Annotated in this window: 11 protein-coding genes; 4 read left to right on the top strand and 7 right to left on the bottom strand. The window is 65.4% G+C overall.

Annotated features, from left to right (window positions below):
• Positions 1 to 91: 91 nt before the first annotated feature.
• The 4 genes from LJ737_RS24420 (at position 92) to LJ737_RS24405 (ending at position 9,794) form a co-directional block, all read left to right on the top strand.
• A complete protein-coding gene (locus LJ737_RS24420) occupies positions 92 to 3,613 on the top strand; it encodes a glycosyl hydrolase (RefSeq protein WP_227769391.1) in 3,522 nt (1,173 codons plus the stop codon).
• Positions 3,614 to 3,772: 159 nt separating this feature from the next.
• Positions 3,773 to 5,827, top strand: a complete 2,055-nt coding sequence (locus tag LJ737_RS24415; RefSeq protein ID WP_227769390.1) for an aceric acid hydrolase — start codon at positions 3,773 to 3,775, stop codon at positions 5,825 to 5,827.
• Positions 5,828 to 5,919: 92 nt separating this feature from the next.
• Positions 5,920 to 7,356 (top strand): sialate O-acetylesterase, encoded by a 1,437-nt coding sequence (locus LJ737_RS24410; protein WP_227769389.1) that lies wholly within the window; start codon positions 5,920 to 5,922, stop codon positions 7,354 to 7,356.
• Between the two features lie 188 nt (positions 7,357 to 7,544).
• Positions 7,545 to 9,794 carry a DUF5703 domain-containing protein gene (locus tag LJ737_RS24405; RefSeq protein WP_227769388.1) on the top strand — a complete coding sequence of 750 codons (2,250 nt, stop codon included), beginning with the start codon at positions 7,545 to 7,547 and terminating at the stop codon, positions 9,792 to 9,794.
• A gap of 103 nt (positions 9,795 to 9,897) precedes the next feature.
• On the opposite strand, the gene LJ737_RS24400 is transcribed toward LJ737_RS24405, so the two are convergent.
• The 7 genes from LJ737_RS24400 to LJ737_RS24370 all read right to left on the bottom strand — a co-directional run bounded on the left by LJ737_RS24400 (position 9,898) and on the right by LJ737_RS24370 (position 18,816).
• Positions 9,898 to 10,662, bottom strand: coding sequence for an SDR family oxidoreductase (locus LJ737_RS24400; RefSeq protein ID WP_227769387.1), 765 nt, complete (start codon positions 10,660 to 10,662; stop codon positions 9,898 to 9,900).
• A 59-nt stretch (positions 10,663 to 10,721) separates the two neighbouring features.
• Complete coding sequence (gene fabF / locus LJ737_RS24395) at positions 10,722 to 11,975, bottom strand: beta-ketoacyl-ACP synthase II (RefSeq protein WP_227769386.1); 1,254 nt, start codon at positions 11,973 to 11,975, stop codon at positions 10,722 to 10,724.
• Between the two features lie 60 nt (positions 11,976 to 12,035).
• Positions 12,036 to 12,635 (bottom strand): TetR/AcrR family transcriptional regulator, encoded by a 600-nt coding sequence (locus tag LJ737_RS24390; protein ID WP_227769385.1) that lies wholly within the window; start codon positions 12,633 to 12,635, stop codon positions 12,036 to 12,038.
• A gap of 216 nt (positions 12,636 to 12,851) precedes the next feature.
• The gene (locus LJ737_RS24385) at positions 12,852 to 14,438 is read right to left on the bottom strand and encodes an SLC5 family protein (protein ID WP_227769384.1); all 1,587 of its coding nucleotides are present in this window, start codon (positions 14,436 to 14,438) and stop codon (positions 12,852 to 12,854) included.
• A 272-nt stretch (positions 14,439 to 14,710) separates the two neighbouring features.
• Positions 14,711 to 15,781, bottom strand: coding sequence for a Gfo/Idh/MocA family protein (locus LJ737_RS24380; protein WP_227769383.1), 1,071 nt, complete (start codon positions 15,779 to 15,781; stop codon positions 14,711 to 14,713).
• A gap of 37 nt (positions 15,782 to 15,818) precedes the next feature.
• The gene (locus LJ737_RS24375; protein ID WP_227769382.1) at positions 15,819 to 16,535 is read right to left on the bottom strand and encodes an L-rhamnose mutarotase; all 717 of its coding nucleotides are present in this window, start codon (positions 16,533 to 16,535) and stop codon (positions 15,819 to 15,821) included.
• An 85-nt stretch (positions 16,536 to 16,620) separates the two neighbouring features.
• Positions 16,621 to 18,816 carry an alpha-L-rhamnosidase-related protein gene (locus LJ737_RS24370; protein ID WP_227769381.1) on the bottom strand — a complete coding sequence of 732 codons (2,196 nt, stop codon included), beginning with the start codon at positions 18,814 to 18,816 and terminating at the stop codon, positions 16,621 to 16,623.
• Between the last annotated feature and the right edge of the window lie 68 nt (positions 18,817 to 18,884).

Below are 18,884 nucleotides of genomic sequence, written 5' to 3'. Positions count from 1 at the left end.
CGACCTGAATCGAGCCCAACGAAGCGGCAGAGATGCTTCGGCTGCGCTCAGCATGACGTTCTAGCTTACCTCTTGCCCAAATTCCTCCCTCATGCTCAACCGGCGCACCCTTCCCCTGGCCCTGCTGACGCTGGCGCTGCCCGCCCTGAGCTGGCTGCCGGCCGGTTCGGCCTGGGCACAGTCGGCGCCGACTTCGGCGGCGCAGCTGCAGGCCGCTTTCCAGAACCCGCCCGAGGCGGCCAAGCCCTGGGTGTTTTGGTACTGGATGAACGCGGCCGTCACGCCCGAGGGCCTGACGGCCGACCTGGAAGCCATGCAGCAGGCCGGCATTGGCGGGGCTTACCTGATGCCCATTCGCGGCGCGGGTGAAAAACCGCTCGTCACCCCGCCGGCCGAGCAACTCTCGCCGCGCTGGTGGCAGATGGTGCGCCACGCCATGACGGAAGCCGACCGCCTGGGCCTGCAGCTGGCCATGCACGTGAGCGACGGATTCGCGCTGGCCGGCGGGCCCTGGATTACGCCCGAGCTGGCCATGCAGAAGGTGGTATCCAGCGAAACCCGCCTGAGCGGCGGCCGCCAGCAAACCATCCAGCTGCCCCAGCCGGCAGCCGTGAAGGGCTACTACCGCGACATTGCCGTGTACGCCTACCCCACGCCCACCGGCGGCGGGGTTTCGACCTACACCACCAAGCCGACCGTGACCAGCAGCGCGGCCGACGGCAAGCCCGAGCTGCTGGCCGCAGCCGGCAACAAGCAGGGCTTCAAGCTCACCGAGCCGGGCTGGATTCAGTACGCTTTCGACAAGCCCTTCACCGCCCGCTCCCTGCGCATCCGTTCCAACGGCTATAACTACCAGGCCAACCGCCTGATCGTAGAAGTCAGCAACGACGGGCAGACCTTCCGCCCCCTCACGCGCCTGACGCCGCCGCGCAGCGGCTGGCAGGACAGCAGCGCCGTCACCCACGCCCTGCCGACTACCACGGCCCGCTTTTTCCGCTTCCGCTACGACCCCGCGGGCTCCGAGCCCGGCGGCGAGGACCTGGACGCGGCTAAGTGGAAACCTTCGCTGAAAGTCTCGGAAATCCGGCTGTCGGCGGAGGCGCGCATCAACCAGTACGAGGGCAAAAACGGGGAAGTCTGGCGCGTGAGCCCGCGCAGCACCGCCCAGCAGCTGCCCGATTCGCTGTGCGTGCCGCTGGGCAAGGTGCTCAATCTCACCGCTAAGCTCGGCGCCGACGGCCGCCTGCACTGGACCCCGCCGGCGGGCCGGTGGACCATCCTGCGCGTGGGTCACACCGCCACCGGCTATACCAACTACACCGGCGGCGGCGCGCTGGGGTTGGAGTGCGACAAGTTCAACCCCGCGGCCGTACAGCTGCAGTTCGACAGCTGGTTTGGCGAGGCCTTGCGCCAGGGCGGACCCGAATTGGCCGGCCGCGTGCTCAAGACCTTGCACGTCGACAGCTGGGAGTGCGGCTCGCAGAACTGGTCGAGCAATTTCGCCACGGAATTCAAGCAGCGCCGGGGCTACGACTTACTGCCCTACCTGCCGGTGCTGGCCGGCGTACCGCTGCAGAGCGCCGAGGTATCGGAGCGCGTGCTCTTCGACGTGCGCCAGACCATTGCCGAGCTGGTGGGCGACAAGTTTTACGTGACGCTGGCGGCCGCCGCCAAGGCCAAGGGCGTCAGCTTTTCGGCCGAAGCCATTGCCCCCACCATGGTCAGCGACGGGCTGCTGCACTACCAGCACGTGGACGCGCCGATGGGCGAGTTCTGGCTGCGCAGCCCCACCCACGACAAGCCCAACGACATGCTCGACGCCGTGTCGGGGGCGCACCTCTACGGCAAGCAGGTGGTGCAGGCCGAGTCGTTCACCGAGCTAAAAATGGCCTGGGACGAGCACCCGGCCATGCTGAAATCGGTGCAGGACCGCAACTACGCCCTGGGCGTCAATCGGCTGGTGTACCACGTCTTCGCCCACAACCCCTGGCTGGACCGCAAGCCCGGCATGACGCTCAACGGCGTGGGCCTCTACTTCCAGCGCGACCAGACCTGGTGGCGCCCCGGCCGCGCCTGGGTCGACTACGCCCGGCGCTGCCAGGCGCTGCTGCAGCTCGGCCGTCCGGTCGTCGACGTGGCGGTGTTCATCGGCGAGGAAACCCCGCGCCGCGCCGTGCTGCCCGAGCGCCTGACCGCCACCTTGCCCGGCATCTTCGGTCCGCCCAAGGTCGAGAGCGAGAAAAAGCGCTTGTCCAACGTGGGCGTGCCCATGCGCGAAATGCCCGAAAAAGTATCGGCCACGGCGGGCAGCTTCACCGCCGACATGCTGGTGGACCCGCTGCACGGCTACGCCTACGACTCCTTCAACCCCGACGCGCTGCTGCGCCTGGCCCGGGTGCACGACGGCCGCATCGAGCTGCCGGGCGGGGCCAGCTACGGCCTGCTGGTGGTGCCCGGCGTCACTCCCCTCTGGCCCGACAGCACTTCCATGACGCCCGCCGTGGCCCGGAAGCTGCAGGAGCTGGTGCAGGCCGGCGCCACGGTGCTGCTCGACCGGCAACCCAGCCGCTCCCCCGAGCTGCGCAACTTCCCCCAGGCCGACCAGCAGGTGCAGCAGCTGACGGCGAGCCTGCTAACCAATAAGGCCACTGCCCAGGCTTCTGCCTCGTCCGGCTCTCCCTCTGCTCTTTCGGAGGGGTCCCGTGAGGCGCCCGGTCGCGTCCTGCGCGGCCCCTACACCATCGATTCCTTCGAGCCGCTGGGCCTGATGCGCGACGTGACGGCCCGCTACGCCAGCGGCCAGCGTGCCCGCGGCCTGGCCTGGACGCACCGCACCGCCGAGCAGTTCGACCTCTATTTCATTTCCAACCAGCTCGATTCGGTGCAAACCATTGAGTTGTCGTTGCGCGTGGCCGGGCGGCAGCCGGAGCTGTGGGACGCGGTAACCGGCGAAATCCGGCCGGCGCAGGACTGGCAAATTGAAAACGGCCGCACCCGCCTGCCGTTGCGCTTGGCACCAAGCGGGTCGATGTTCGTCGTCTTCCGCGGGCCGACTACGGAAACCGCGGTTCACAACGGCCCCAACTGGCTGACGCCCACGCTCGCTCAGCCGCTCAGCGGCCCTTGGCAGGTGCAGTTCGATGCTAGCGCGGGCGGCCCGGCCCAGCCCGTGGCGTTTGCGCAGCTCACCGACTGGAGCCAGCACCCCGACGCGGCCATCCGCTACTACTCCGGCACGGCCGACTACCGCCAGACCTTTCGCTGGAAGGCGAAAAAGCAGCCCGGTCAGCGCGTGTACTTGGAACTAGGCCAGGTAAACAACTTGGCCGAAGTGGAGCTGAACGGCCAACCCTGCGGTGTAGCCTGGACCGCGCCCTACCGCGTCGACATCACCGAGGCCGTGCGCAAGGGCAACAACCAGTTGCGCCTGCGCGTGACCAACACCTGGGCCAACCGCTTGATCGGGGACGCGAACCTGCCGGCCGAGCAGCGCCGCACCTCGCTGACCACGGCGCCCGCGCCGGCCGCTACCAAGCCGCTGCTGCCCGCCGGCCTGCTCGGGCCGGTGGTCATCAGCACGGCTCTTGAACCGAACGCCAAAACCGCAAAATAGAACGTCATGTCGAGCTTGCCGAGACATCTCGCGGACTGACGCTCGAGAGTAACCCAACTACCAAAACAGTACCTGCCATCAGCGCGCGAGACGGGCTACCGCCTTCCTTTGGCTTCTCGTATTCGCTCGGAATGACAGCTTCTTACCGCTTTCGACTCCATGAATTTCCCTGCCCATACATTCCTCGCCGCTGCCCTGCTCGCTGGCCTGTGCGTAGCCGGCCGCCCGGCCGCGGCCCAGGACAAAGGCCTCGTCAACACCACCGCCAGCAAGCACGCCAAGCTCAGCGGCGTGGACCTCAGCAGCGTGCAGTGGCAGCCCCAGGGCTTCTGGGGGGAGCGGTTTCAGGTCTGCCGCGAGGCTATGATTCCGACGATGTGGGCCCTGTACCACGACCCGGTGCGCAACCATAGCTTCCGCAACTTTGAAATTGCGGCCGGCTTGGAGAAGGGCGCACACATGGGCCCGCCCTTCCACGACGGCGACTTTTACAAGCTGTTCGAGTCGGTAGCGGCCACCTACGCGGTGACCAAGGACCCAAAGCTAGACCAGATGATGGACGAGGCCATCCGGGTCATTGCCAAGTGCCAGCGGCCCGACGGCTACCTGAACACCCAGGCCACCATTGCGGCGATGAATACCGGCAAGAGCACCGCGTTTCAGGACCGGCTGAACTTCGAGAGCTACAACCTGGGCCACCTGATGACGGCTGCCTGCGTGCACTACCGGGCCACCGGCAAGACCTCCATGCTGGACCTCGCGAAAAAGGCCACCGACTACCTCTACAACTTCTACAAACGTTCCTCGCCCGAGCTGGCGCGCAACGCCATCTGCCCCTCGCACTACATGGGCGTGGTGGAAATGTACCGCACGACGAAAGATCCGCGCTACCTGGAGCTGGCCCAGAACCTGATTAACATCCGCGGGCTGGCCGGCGACATCGGCACCGACGACAACCAGGACCGCCTCCCGTTCCGGCAGATGCAGAAGGCCGGCGGCCACGCCGTGCGCGCCAACTACCTCTTCGCCGGGGTAGCCGACGTGTACGCCGAAACCGGCGACGCGACGCTGCTCACGACCCTGAACAAGATGTGGGACGACGTGACTTCGCGCAAAATGTACGTGACCGGTGCCTGCGGGGCGCTGTACGACGGCGTCTCGCCCGACGGCACGGCCTACAAGCCCGACACGGTGCAGAAAATCCACCAGGCTTACGGCCGCGACTACCAGCTGCCCAACCACACGGCCCACGGCGAAACCTGCGCCAACATCGGCAACGTGCTCTGGAACTGGCGCATGCTGCAGCTCACCGGCGACGCGAAGTATGCCGACGTACTGGAAACCGCCCTCTACAACAGCGTGCTTTCGGGCATCAGCCTCGACGGCACGAAGTTTCTCTACACCAACCCGCTGGCAACTTCCGACGCGCTGCCCTTCCACCAGCGCTGGTCGAAGGACCGCGTCGACTACATCAGCCTCTCCAACTGCTGCCCGCCCAACGTGGTGCGCACGGTGGCGGAAGTCGGCAACTACGCCTACAGCGTGTCGGACCGCGGGCTGTGGCTGAACCTGTACGGCGCCAACGACCTGACCACCAAGCTGCGCAGCGGTGCGGCGCTCAAGCTCAAGCAAACCACCAACTACCCCTGGGACGGTGCCGTGCAGCTCACCGTGGAGCAGGCCCCGAAAGCGGCGTTTTCGCTGTTTTTGCGCGTGCCGGCCTGGGCCGACGGCGCCAAGGTGCTGGTCAATGGCAAAGCCCAAGCGGGTACGCTGACACCGGGTACTTACGCCGAAATCAACCGCAGCTGGAAAAGCGGCGACCAAGTGGAGCTGAGCTTGCCCATGCCGGCGCAGCTGGTGGAAGCCAATCCGCTGGTGGAGGAAACCCGCAACCAAGTGGCCGTGAAGCGCGGACCCATTGTGTACTGCCTCGAAACCAAAGATTTTCCGGCCGGTCAGCCGCTGTCGGCCCTCACCATCCCGGCCGGTGCCCAGCTCACGCCCCAACCGATGACCATAGCGGGCAGCCGGGTGATGAGCCTGACCGGGCAGGGCCTGCTGGCCGCCGAGCCGCAGTGGTCGGGCACGCAGCTGTACCGCCCGGTATCCGCGCGCAAGCCCACCGCCGTACCGCTGACCTTGGTGCCCTACTACGCCTGGGGCAACCGCGGCCACGCCGACATGGAGGTGTGGATTCCGGTGAGCCGGTAATGCCTTCTTTTCGTCTGTCATCCTTCATCTAGTGTCCGCGCAGCGAAGGAGGACAGCTCCCATTTGCACCCATTCCCCGCCATCCATTTGGCATGAACACCAAGCCCCTCCTGCTTTCCGCCGCCCTGCTGCTGGCCCCGCTGCTGCTGCGGGCCGAGCTGCGCCTGCCCTCCATCTTCACCGACAACATGGTTTTCCAGCAGCAGGCCGACTGCGCCGTCTGGGGCTGGGCCAAGCCGGGCAGCAAAATCACCGTCACCCCGTCCTGGGCCAAGCAGAAGTACCAGGCCCAGGCCGACGACAAAGGCCGCTGGAAGCTGCAGGTGAAGACCCCGGCCGCCGGCGGGCCCTATACCCTGGCCTTCAGCGGCGACGACAAGCCCGTGACCCTGCAGAACGTGCTGGTGGGCGAGGTATGGCTGTGCGGGGGACAATCCAACATGGAAATGCCGCTGAAGGGCTTCAAGGGCCAGCCGATTCTGGGTTCGAACGAGGCCATTCTGCACTCCAGCAACCCGAACATCCGCCTCTACAACGTGCCGCGCAATTCGCGCACGGCGCCCAAGGACAACAGCAAGCCCTTCGCCTGGAAGGTAGCCGAGCCCGAGGCGGTGGCCAATTTCAGCGCGACGGCTTACTTTTTCGGGCGGCTCTTGCAGGAACAGCTGCACGTGCCGGTGGGCCTGATTAATTGCAGCTACGGCGGTTCCACCATTGAGGCGTGGATGAGCGAGGAAACCCTGCGGCAGTTTGCGGGCGTGACCATCCCGCCCACTACCGACTCCATCAAGGTGGTGAACCGCACGCCCACCACGCTCTACAACGGCATGCTGCACCCGGTAGCCGGCTACGGCATCCGCGGGGCCCTGTGGTACCAGGGCGAGTCGAACTACGAGCACCCGGACGAGTACCCGGCCCGGCTGCAGGCGCTGGTGAAGCAGTGGCGCGCGGAGTGGAACCTGGGCGAATTTCCGTTCTACTACGCCCAGATTGCGCCCTACAACTACGCCCAGCTGCCGCCCTACAACAAGGGCGGCAAGTACAACTCGGCCTTTATCCGCGACGCCCAGCGCAAGGTCGAAAGCCAGATTCCGAACGCGGCCATGGCCGTGCTGCTCGACGTGGGCGAGGAAGCCAGCATCCACCCCATGCGCAAGGAGCCCGGCGGGCAGCGCCTGGCCCTGCTGGCCCTGCAGAAAACCTACGGCCGCAAGGGTTTCGGGGCGGTGAGCCCGGCCTATGAATCCCTGGAAGTAAAAGACGGCTCGGCCCTGGTGCGCTTCAAGGATGCGCCCAACGGCATGACGAGCTTCGGCGAGGCGCTGACGGGCTTCGAAGTGGCCGGCGCCGACCAGAAGTGGTACCCGGCCAAAGCCAGCATCGACGGCAGCGTTATCAAGGTCTCGGCCGAGCAGGTGAAGCAGCCGGTGGCCGTGCGCTACGCCTTCCAGGACTTTACCCGCGCGACGCTGTTCAGCACCGAAGGCCTGCCCGTGTCCTCGTTCCGCACCGACGACTGGGCGCAATGAGCGGGGCGCTGCACTTCCCAGCCCCATCCCCGGAAGAGAGCGGGTGCGTTCAACGAGCCTATAAAACGGTGCTCTTTCGTCTGGCTCCCCCTCTCCTTTTTCGGAGACGGGGCCGGGGGCTGAGGCGCACCGTCTGCGCGGCCCTGCTCCTGCTAGTTAGCTTCCGAGTAGCGGCCCAAAGTCCTGAGTTGCCCAGCAACAACATCACCTGGACCAGCCCCAGCCGCAACAGCGCCGAATCCATGCCCTGCGGCGGCGGCGACGTGGGCCTGAACGTGTGGAGCGAACAGGGCGACGTGCTCTTCTACGCCGCCCGCAGCGGCACCTTCGACGAAAACAACTCCCTGCTCAAGCTCGGCCGCGTGCGCCTGCGCCTCACGCCGAATCCGTTCGAGGCCGGTGGCAGCTTTCAGCAGACGCTGAACCTGCAACAGGGCGACGTGACGCTGACCGCCGCGAAAGGCGCGCTGCAAGCCCAGGTACACATCTGGGTCGAGGTATTCCGGCCGGTGGTGCACGTGGAAGTCAGCAGCAACCAAAAGCTCACGGCCGAAGCCCGCTACGAAAGCTGGCGCCACCAGGACCGCGTGCTGAAGGGCAAGGAAAACAACCAGAACTCCTACAAGTGGGCCCCGCAGGGCGAGGTGCGCACCCGCCACGACAGCATCCGTTTCAGCGGGCACACGGTCGAGTTCTTTCACCAGAACCGACCCGAGACGGTGTTCGACGTGGCCGTACGCCAGCAGGGCCTAGAGGCCGTGAAGCCTCAACTGTACAACCCGCTGCAAAACCTGGTCTTCGGCGGCGCGCTGACGGGCGAGAACATGGAGCCGGCCAGCACTGCCGACGGGCAGTACCAACGCACGCCCTACCGCGCCCACACCCTGAAAAGCCGCAGCGCCGCCCGCTCTCATTCGCTCACGTTGACGCTGCACAGCAGCTACGCGCCCAGCCTCCGGCAGTGGCAGCAGGAGCTGCAGCAAACCCAACGCGCCGCCCGCCAAACCCCCAAAGCCGCCCGGCAGCAGACGCTGGCCTGGTGGCGGGCGTTCTGGCAGCGTAGCTTCATCCACGTGCAGCCGGGCCAGGCAGCCGCCAACACGCCCCAGTGGCAGGCCGGCCGCAACTACCAGCTGATGCGCTACCTGCTCGGCTGCAACGCCCTGGGCCAGTGGCCCACCAAGTTCAACGGCGGCCTGTTTACCTACGACCCGGCCCTGACCGACTCCACGCTGAAGTTCACGCCCGACTTCCGCAACTGGGGCGGCGGCACCCACACGGCCCAGAACCAGCGCCTGGTGTACTGGCCCCTGCTCAAAAGCGGCGACGCGGCCCTGCTCCGGCCGCAGTTCGACTTCTACCTGCGCAACCTCAAAAACGCCGAGCTGCGCAGCCAGACGTACTGGCAGCACCCCGGCGCCTGCTTTACCGAACAGCTCGAAAACTTCGGCCTGCCCAACCCCGCCGAGTACGGCTGGAAGCGGCCCGCCGGCTTCGATAAGGGCCTAGAGTACAACGCCTGGCTGGAATACGAGTGGGACACCGTGCTGGAGTTCTGCCTGATGATGCTCGACGCGGAGCAGTACGCCGCCCAGGACGTGCGGCCCTACCTGCCCTTCATCGAAAGCTGCCTCACCTTCTTCGACCAGCACTACCAGCAGCTGGCCCGGCAGCGCGGCGCCAAGGCCCTCGACGGCGAAGGGCACCTGGTGCTCTACCCCGGCTCGGGCGCCGAAACCTACAAGATGGCCTACAACTCCACCGCCACCGTCAGCGGCCTGCGCACGGTGCTCACGCGCCTGCTGGCGTTGCCGCCGCAGGTCGGCTCGGAGGAGCAGCGCAAGACGTGGACGGCCATACTCGGCCGCATCCCCGGCATCAGCTTCCGCGACGTCGACGGGCACCGGCTGCTGGCCCCGGCCCGCAGCTGGGAGCGGGTCAACAACGTGGAAAGCCCGCAGCTTTACCCGGTGTTTCCTTGGGGCCTGTACGGCATCGGCCGACCTGATCTGGAAACGGCCCAGAACACCTACCGCTACGACCCGGACGTGCAGAAATTCCGCTCCCACATCGGCTGGAAGCAGCACAACATCTTCGCCGCCCGCCTCGGCCTCACCGACGAAGCCGCCGCTCTCACGGTGCAGAAGCTCCAGGACTCGGGCCGCCGCTTCCCCGCCTTCTGGGGCCCCGGCTACGACTGGGCCCCTGACCACAACTGGGGCGGCGCCGGCATGATTGGCCTGCAGGAAATGCTGCTGCAGACCGACGGCGGGAAAATCTACCTGCTGCCCGCCTGGCCCAAGGCCTGGGACGTGCACTTCAAGCTCCACGCTCCCTACCAGACCACCGTTGAATGCACCGTGAAGAATGGCAAGGTCACGGAGCTGACGGTGACGCCGGAGTCGCGGCGGGCCGACGTGGAAGTGCTCCTGAAGTAGCCTGCGCCAGCCAACAACGGGGCGGAAAGCCGTCGGAACCCTGGACAGGCGCTCCGGCGGCTTTCCGCCCCGCTGTTTACAAGCTCGCTTGGTGCTCGGCCGCTTACTGCGCCTCCGCGGCCCGCAAGGTGCTGTTCATCACGGCAAAGGCCTGCGCCGGGTCGGCGCGGAACAGCTGGTAGAAGCCGGCCGTTTGCCCCACGTGGATTTCGTATACGTCCCGGGCCAGCGCCGCCAGGAATTCTTCGGCCACCTGCCGGGGCGGAATGCCGTGGGCCCCGCCGATTTCGGCCGAAAACGCGGTGTCCACCAGCGGCGGCATCAGCTCAAACACTCGTACCGACGGCGCGTGCTGGCGCAGGGTGTGGCGCAGGGCCTGGGTGTAGGCGTGCACCGCCGCCTTGCTGGCCGAGTACGTAGGAATGGCCGCCGCCGGGACAAACGCCCCGATGCTCGACACGTTGACTACCGCCGCCTCCGGCTGCCGTTGCAACACCGGCAGCAGGGCTTCGGTCAGGCGAATGGGGGCCAGGTAGTTGGTCTGGATTTCGGCTTCGGCCTTGCGGAAGGCGTCGGCGCCGGGCCGCAGCTCGTAGGCCGAGGCCTGCCCGGCGTTGTTGATGAGCAGGCTCAGCCCGCCAAAATCGGCCTCGATGCGCTGCACCAGCCCGGCCACGGCGGCCGCGTCGGTCACGTCGCAGGCCAGGGCCGTGGCGCCGGGCACCTGGGCGGCGGCCTGCTGCAGCCGCTGCTCGTTGCGGCCGGTGATGATAACCCGGTTGCCGTTTTCGCTCAGCAGCTGAGCCAGGGCCAGCCCGATACCCGAGCCGCCGCCGGTAATCAGCGCCGTGTGATTTGTGGTTTTCATGACGAGGTTGTTGTGGAGAAAAGAAAGAAAATGCCCGGCCGCGGCCGGCGCTGAAGTCGTTACTGCCCCTCGTGCTTGCGCACGATGAGCGTAGCCGTGTGCCCGCCGAAGCCGAAGGAATTGCTCATGGCGTATTCCACCGGCCGGTAAGCGGCCTGGCCCAAGGTGAGCTGCAGGTGGGCAAATTCCGGGTCGACCTGCCGGGTGTTGATGGTGGGCGGCACCACGTCGTGCTGCACGGCCTGCACGCAGGCAATGGCCTCCACTGCCCCGGCCGCGCCCAGCAAATGGCCGGTCATGCTCTTGGTAGCGCTGATGTGCAGGTGCGGGGCCGGCCCGAACACCCGCGCAATGGCCCGCAGCTCGGAGGCGTCGCCCAAGCCGGTGGAGGTGGCGTGGGCGTTCAGGTAGTCGATTTGGGCGGCGTGCAACCCGGCGTCGGCCAGGGCCGCCTGCATGCTGAGCGTGGCGCCTTCGCCCTCGGGGTGGGTGCCGGTGAGGTGGTAGGCATCGGCGGCCATGCCTCCGCCCACCACTTCGGCCAGAATGGTGGCCCCGCGCCGCCGGGCGTGCTCGTATTCTTCCAGCACCAAGGCCCCGGCCCCCTCACCCACCACGAACCCGTCGCGCGCCGCGTCGAAGGGCCGGGAGGCGGTGGCGGGGTCCTCGTTGCGGGTGGAGAGGGCGCGCAGGGCGTTGTAGCTGCCCACGCCCACCGCGTTGATGGCCGCTTCGGAGCCGCCCGCAATCAGCACGTCGGCCTGGCCCCAGCGCAGGTAGTTGAAGGCTTCGATCAGGGCCGTGGTGGAGGTGGCGCAGGCCGAAACGGTGGCGAAGTTCAGCCCGCGCAGCCCGTAGCGGATGGAAATCAGCCCGGCGGCAATGTTCACCAGCATCTTGGTGCCCAAAAATGGGTTGAAGCGCGGCGTGCCGTCGCCCTGGGCAAACTCCAACAGCTGCTCCTGCAAGGTGCCCAGTCCGCCCACGCCCGAGCCCCAGATGACGCCGATGCGGTGGCGGTTCAGCCCCTCGAAATCCAGCCCGGCGTGGCGGATGGCCTCGTCGGCGGCCACCAGGGCGTACTGCGTGAACGGGTCGTACTTGCGCACCTCGCTGCGCTCGAAGAAGTCCAGCGGCTCGAAGCCCTTGATTTCGCAGGCAAAGCGGGTCTTGAACTTGGCTGCGTCGAAGCGGGTGATGGGGCCGGCCCCGCTGGCGCCGACGCGCAGGGCCCGGCCGAAGGCCTCGGCCGTGTTGCCGATGGGCGTCAGGGCCCCGACGCCGGTGATAACCACGCGTTTTAGCTCAGGCATGGGAGAAAAGAGGTTGTTTGCATTTTATACCAATTGGTATATTTTCTGACAAAAAAAAGCTCAGCCGTTTACCAGCTCGGTTTCAATCAGCTGCTCGATGTGGGCCAGGCTGGTGTAGAGGGCCGCCGGGTCGCCGGTGGCTTTGGCCACCATGATGCCGCCCTCGGTGAGGGTGATAAACAAGGTGGCGTAGCGGCCCGGCTCGGCCGCGGGGCGGATTTCCCCGGTTTGCTGGCCCTGCTCGATCAGGCGCACCACGTGGCGGTGCCAGCGGGCCAGGCTAGCCTGCACGCGCTGGCGCAGGGCGGTGGGCGGCGCGTCGTCGGTTTCGATGGCCGCGTTCAGGATGGGGCACCCGCCTTTCTCGCACATGAGCGGGTAGACGTCCCGGTAGAAGCGGGGCATGGCCAGCAACTGCTCGCGCACCGTGGCCCCGCCGTGCAGGCCGGCCCGCAGCCCGTCCTGCACCAGCCCCAGGTTGTAGTCGAAGGCGGCCAGGGCCACTTCCTCCTTGTTCTCGAAGTTGCCGTAAATGGCGCCCTTGGTCAGCCCGGTGGCAGCAGTCAAGTCGTTCAGCGACGTGCCCGCGTACCCCTGCTTGTTGAAGATGGGGGCCGTTTGCTCGATGATGAACTGGCGGGTGCGCTCGGCTTTGGACATGGTGACTGGCGGAATCGGTAGCAAATATACCGATTGGTACTAAAACCCAATTGAGCAAAAAAAGTTTTGAGGATAATGTTTTGGACTGTCATCCTGAGCGCAGCGAAGGACCTTATCACGCGTGAACGATTGTCGTTATAACAATTCGCTCAGACGTGATAAGGTCCTTCGCTGTGCTCAGGATGACAGCCGATTTTCTAGCGTCGATAGGGGGTTCTAATGCCCGTTGAACACCACGTACAGCCCCACCATCACCACGGCCAGCGCGGCCCACAGCAGCTGCACGCGGCGCGAGGTGGCCGGCAGGGCGCTGCGGTCGAAGGGCACGCGGGGCTGGTGGGTGCCGTCGAGCAAGGAAATGACGACGGCGGCCAGCAGCAGTACGACAAACAGCAGAAATGAAAGGACCAGGTAGTGCGGCCAGAACGCGTACTGGCTGGGTGGCAGCACCCAGAGGTAGAGCACGCCCACGCCCAGGCTAAACGCGGAACCGGCCGACAGAATGGCGTTGACGGCCCGGCGGGTGGTGCGCGGCCAGAACACCGTCAGCAGGAACACGGCCGACAGCGGCGGGGCGATGAAGCCGAGCACGGCCTGGAACACGTCGAACAGGTTCAGGCCCTTCACCGCGTCGATGGCCAGGGCCATGAGCACGGCGAAGGCGCAGCCCACCAGCACGGTGAGGCGGCCGATGCGCACGACGTCCTTTTCGGAGGCCTGGGGGTTGATGTTGCGGGCGTACACGTCCATGGCGAAGACGGTGCTCAACGCGTTGAGGGAGGAGCTGATGGTGCCCACCAGCACTGCAATGAGTACCACGATGACGAGGCCCTTCATCCCAGCCGGAAACAGGCTGGTGACCATGGTCATGTAGGCCTGATTGGGGTCGGCCAGGTGCGGGAAGAGCACGTAGCAGAGCACGCCGGTGAGGATGAACAGCGGCAGCGAGAGAATCTTGAGCCAGCCGATGAAGTTCACGCCCAGCTGGCCCTGCTCCAGGCTGCGGGCGCCCAGCACCGACTGCACCATGGCCTGGTCGGTGCAGAAAAAAGCCACGGCCGAGACGGGGTAGCCCAGCAGGATGGCGTACCAGGGGTATTTGGGGTCAGAGGCGGGCTGGACGAGGTTCCAGTAGTGGCCCGGCACGCTGTGCCAGAGCTGGGTGAGGCCGCCGACTTTTAGGACGCCGATAACGGTGAGCGTGAGCGAGACGCCGATGAGCAGCAGCATCTGAAACACGTTGACCTTGGCAATGGCCTTGAGGCCGCCGGCAAAGGTGAAAAAGCCCGCGAAGAGCACCAGCACAATCACCGACTGCCACATCGGAATGCCCAGAATCTGGCGCACCAGCACGCCGCCGGAGAAGAGGCCCAACGACAGCCAGGAAATCAGAATTTTGATCAGCGCGTACCAGGCCAGGATGTTCTGCGTCGAGCCGCCGTACTGCTGGCCCATGAAGCCCGGCATGGTGCTGACGCGGGCCGCGAGGTAGCGCGGGGCAAACACCGTGGCCAGCAAAAACAGGAACACGAAGGCGTACCACTCGAAGTTCACCGCCACGATGCCGGTGCTGTAGCCGATGGAGGCAAAGGCCAGCAGCATGGACGGCCCCACGTTGGTGCCCCACATATTAAAGCCGATGCTGGCCCAACCCAGCGACTTGCTGGCCAGAAACTGTGAATCCTCGGTCTGCTCCTTTTTCGAGGCGCTGGCCCGGTAGCCGATGCCCACGAGGATGACGACGTAAGCCGCCACGATGGCGTAGTCCCAGAGGCTGAGGTGGCCGAGTAGATTGTTTCCCATGCGGGGCGGGTGGAGTTAGTTCGGGGAGGGAAGTTGAGCGGATTATCAGCGCGTCCTGTCGCGCATCAAGCGGGGTTCGAAACATCCCGCCGGATAGTAATGTCATGCTGAGCGCAGTCGAAGCATCTCTACCGCTTCGTTCGCAATGGTTCAACGAAGCGGTAGAGATGCTTCGCTCTGGCTCAGCATGACGTTCTGATTTGACCGTTCAACGTCAGCGCGCGAGATGCCTCGACAAGCTCGACATGACGGGTTTGGCAGTTCAAGCAGGATTACAGCGCTAGTCCGTGCTCGTCGAGCAGCTCCTGCACCTTCACGGGGCGGCCGGTTTGCAGGGAGCGGTCCATGGCCTGCAGCAGGGCGATGGTGCCGATGCCTTCGCGCACGTCGGGGTAGGCGGTGAAGTTTTCGGTGATGGAGTCGGCGAAGTATTCGAGGTAGTTCTGGTACTCGCCGGCGTGGTGGCTTTTGCCCTCGAAGCGGAAGTAGTGCTTGAGCTTATGCTCCCAGGTCACGATACGTTCCTCGCCGGTGCGGTCGGTAATGGCGTAGCGCAGGTCCATGTAGTCGCCCTGGCTGGCGCCCTCGGTGCCGCGCAGCACGCAGCTCATTTCCGAGTCGCGGGTGACGGGCTGCACCGGGCCGGTGTAGCAGCCGCTCACGCGGGCCACGCGGCCGTCGGTGGCGCGGAAGATGAAGTGCATGGTGTCCTGGTGCTTGAGGCCGCCTTCCTTGCCATTCGAGCTGAGCATACCGTAGCCCATAACTTCCTCGATGTTGGGCAAATACCAGCGGATAAAGTCGACGGGGTGGCTGAGGCCGCCGTAGAGCCATTTGAACGACTCCTGCAGGGACCAGCCCTTGGCCAAGAACCAGCGGTGGTCGGCGTGGTAGTAGCTTTCCACCGTTATCAGCTCGCCGATGAGGCCGGCTTCGTAGTCGGCCCGCTGGCGCTTCATGGGCTCGAAAAAGCGGGAGCTTTGGCCCACGAACACCTTTTTGCCTGTTTCTTCCACCAGCGCCAGCAGCTCCTTGGCCTGGCTGAGGTCGTCGATGAAGGGCTTGGTGCAGACCACGTGCTTGCCGGCCCGCAGGGCCTGGCCCACGTGCTGGGCGTGCAGGTGGTCGGGGGTGTAGATGGCAATGATGTCGATTTCCGGGTCGTCGAGCAGGTCCTGGTAGTTCGGCGTCACGCGGCCCTGGAACTGAAACTCGGCCACGCGGTGGCGGCACAGCTCTTCGTTTCGGTCGCAGATGGCGCGCAGCTCCAGCTTCTCGCTTTGCAGGGCGGCCGACATGGTGCTTCTCCCCTCGCCCAGGCCCAGAATGGCTATTTTCAACATTGATTGTGCGTTGTCAGTTGGTAGTTGTCAGTGAGAGTTAGCCTTTCTTAACTGGCTGTTTCGGCTTGGCCGGCAGCGGCGGCAGCGGCGGCAGGGGCTGCAGGAATACCCAGACTTCGCCGGGCTTGGCGCCGTTGCGGCCCTCCTGGTACTGGCGCATGCGCTGGTTCCACTCGTCCACGCGCGGGTTGTTTTCGGTGGTTTTGGGATTCAGGGCGTCCAGGCTCTGGCCCTTCGGAATGCTGATGACCAGCATCAGCTCCCGGCCCCGGCGAAACACCAGCAACTGCTGAAAGCTGGCGTTGCAGAAGCCGTTGGACACCTCGGGCCACTCTTGAAACTGCGTGGCGTGGTAGCGCAGGTACTCGTGTTGCTTCGCCGTGTCGGCCACCAGGCTGGCGGTGAGGATGATGTTGTCCCACTGCTTAGCCGTCGTCTTATCGGCGCAGCGGCTGCGCTCGAAGCGGTAGAAAGGCGCGGCGTATTCTTTTATGCGGGCTGTCGGGTAGGCCTGCTTCAGCGCCGGCAGCAGCTCCTGGACGCGGGCTTTGGGGGCGTACGCTACCAAGTGCGTCAGGTGGTTGGCGTCCTGCCAGCGGCGCAAATCCACGTCGGCGTAGCGTTGGCCGAGGGCCTGCAGCTTGGCCGGTTGCAGACGGTTGTCGTAGTCGGTCAGCTCCACGATGGACATGGGGCCGCGGGCCTGGGCGGGGGCTAGCAGGGGCAGCAGCCACAACAGCAAAACGTTCTTCATGACTCGGATGCTTTTAGCCCGCGGAAGAAGCGGAAACAGAATCGGCCGGCTCGCCCTCTTCGAGGAGGACGCCGGGGGTGAGGCGTTACACGGCTTGGTAAGTCACCACGTACTCGCGGCCGGGCTGCAGTTGCAGCTCGTAGTTGCCGTTGCCTTTGGCCTCGATGTTGGCGCCTTTGCACTTCGGTTTCGATTTGCTTTTGAAGCGCAGGGTACCGGTGCCGGTGGTGCCTTTCACTTTCAGCTCCTTGGGAGTGGCGCGTACGGCAATGTCGCCCTGGGGCGTGGGCACCGAGCCCTCCATCCACTGCAGGCCGCCGAGGGTGGGCACCACTTCGTAGGTGGCGTAGCCGGCCGAGAGAGGCTTGACGCCGAGGTAGTACTTGCCCAGCAGGTAAATCGGGCTGGCGCCCCAGGCGTGGCAGAGGCTTTTGCCGAAGGGCCGGCCGTACATCGAGAGGTGTTCGGTGCCTTTCTTGGTGGGGTCGTATTCTTCCCAGAAGGCGGTAGCACCTTCGTTGAGCATGCCGCCCCAGTAGCTCTTCATTTCCTTGAGCACGTAGGGCTGTTCGCCCAGGGCGCAGAGGGCTTCCAGCTCGTAGAAGCGCATGTAGGGCGTGGTGATTTTGGGCACCTGCGGGTTCAGCAGCACCGACTGCTTCACCTGCTGCTGCTGCGCCGGGGAGAGGTAGCCGAAGAAGATGCTGAACATGTTGGCGTAGCGCGTCACGTTATCGGTGGGCTGGCCGTTCACGCGGCTGTGCACCAGGGCGCCCTTCGCGGGGTTCCAGTAGGTGGCGAAGATTTTGGCTTTCAGATCAGCCGCCAGCTGCTGGTACTTCCGGGCGCCGGCCTGGTCGTTCACCAGATTGGCGCACAGGGCCATGCTTTCCAGACTGCGGCACAAAAGCAGCTGCTCGAAGCTGACTTCGCCCTTCTTGCTCAGCCCGTCGGCCCAGTCGATGAATACCCAGTCGCCGGCCAGGCCTTCCATGTAGCCGTCCTGGTTGCGGCGGCTCAGGCAGTAGTCCATCAGGCTTTGCATGCGCGGGTAGAGCTGCTGCACCACGGTTTTGTCGCCCGAGTACTGGTAGGCGTCGTAGATGCCGATAAACCAGTAGAAGGTGTAGTCCATGATGGTGTTCACGTGGCTGGTCACCGGGTCCTTGCCGCGCAGGGCGAAGGTGGTGCGGTTCACCGTTGGCGTGTCGAAGTACAGGTAGTAGTTCATCAGGTAGCTCTGGTAGGCGTCGCCCGACCACACCCACCGGTCCCGCTTGATGCCGTCGATGAAAAACTCCCGGCTCGTCAGCTGCATGGTGTAGGCGGCCACGTCCCAGATCTTGTTCAGCTGCTCATCCGAGCACCGGAAGCGGCCCCGCTCCGTCAGCGGCGCGTACTCGTAGAGCATCGACACCGAATCCAGGGTCACGCCCTTTTCCGGCCGGATGTTCACGTAGCGGAAGGCCTTGGTGAGCGTCGTGAGCTTGTCGGCCTTTTGCGGCTGGTTCACCTCCATCCGCTCCAGCGTCTCGCAGCCCTCCACGCTCAGCGCCTCCTCCTTCGATTCACCGAAGTACAAGGTCGTCGGCCCCTGCCCTTGCAGGCCGTGCAGGCGCACGTAGCCGAACGTTTCGCGCCCAAAATCCACCAGCATACTGCCATCGGCGTTGCGCGTGACCTTGGCGGCCCGGCGCGGCTCGGTCTTGAGCTTGAAAGCCGAGGGCAGCTTCTGCGCCTCATCGAAATTCCAGCTACCGGCCGTCAGCCAGCTGGTACCCGACTGGTCCGAGACCTTGCCCGAGGCGTCAATCCACTCCTTGTCCTCGTAGGTCACCAGCCACTTGCCATCGGTCCCGATGGTTTTGCCCTGCACAAACACCGCCGGCACGTGCTGCTGGTTGTACACCTTGATGTTGAGCCGGTGCTTGCCGGCCGGCACCGTCAGGCGCGTGGGGTAGCCAGTGATGAGCTTGCCGTCGAGCTTGACGTTGTACTGGCCCTCGGCGCGCAGCTCCACGTCCTCGGCTTCTTTCAGGTCGAAGTCCTGGTGGAAGTCGATGAGCGGGTAGTGGCTGTCGAGGCGCCAGAAAGGCGGGAAGAAGGAGCCGCGCTCGGTGCGGCGGTTCTGCATCTGGTTGCTGAGCCAGATTTCGTAGTCGCCGGGGTACCAGATCCAGGTGGCCTTGGCGGCCTGCTGGGCCTGGGCGGTTTCAGTGGCAAACAGCGCCAGCGCGGTTGCGGCGGCAGCAGTAAAGCGTTTCAGGGTAGCGTGGGGCATCAGGGGAGTTGATGACTGCAAATCAGCCGTCATACTGAGCTTGTCGAAGCATCTCTACCGCTTCGTTG

Origin of the sequence: Hymenobacter sp. 15J16-1T3B (assembly GCF_020711235.1) — a bacterium.
Classification (GTDB): domain Bacteria; phylum Bacteroidota; class Bacteroidia; order Cytophagales; family Hymenobacteraceae; genus Solirubrum.
This window is presented reverse-complemented; position numbering and strand designations above follow the sequence as displayed.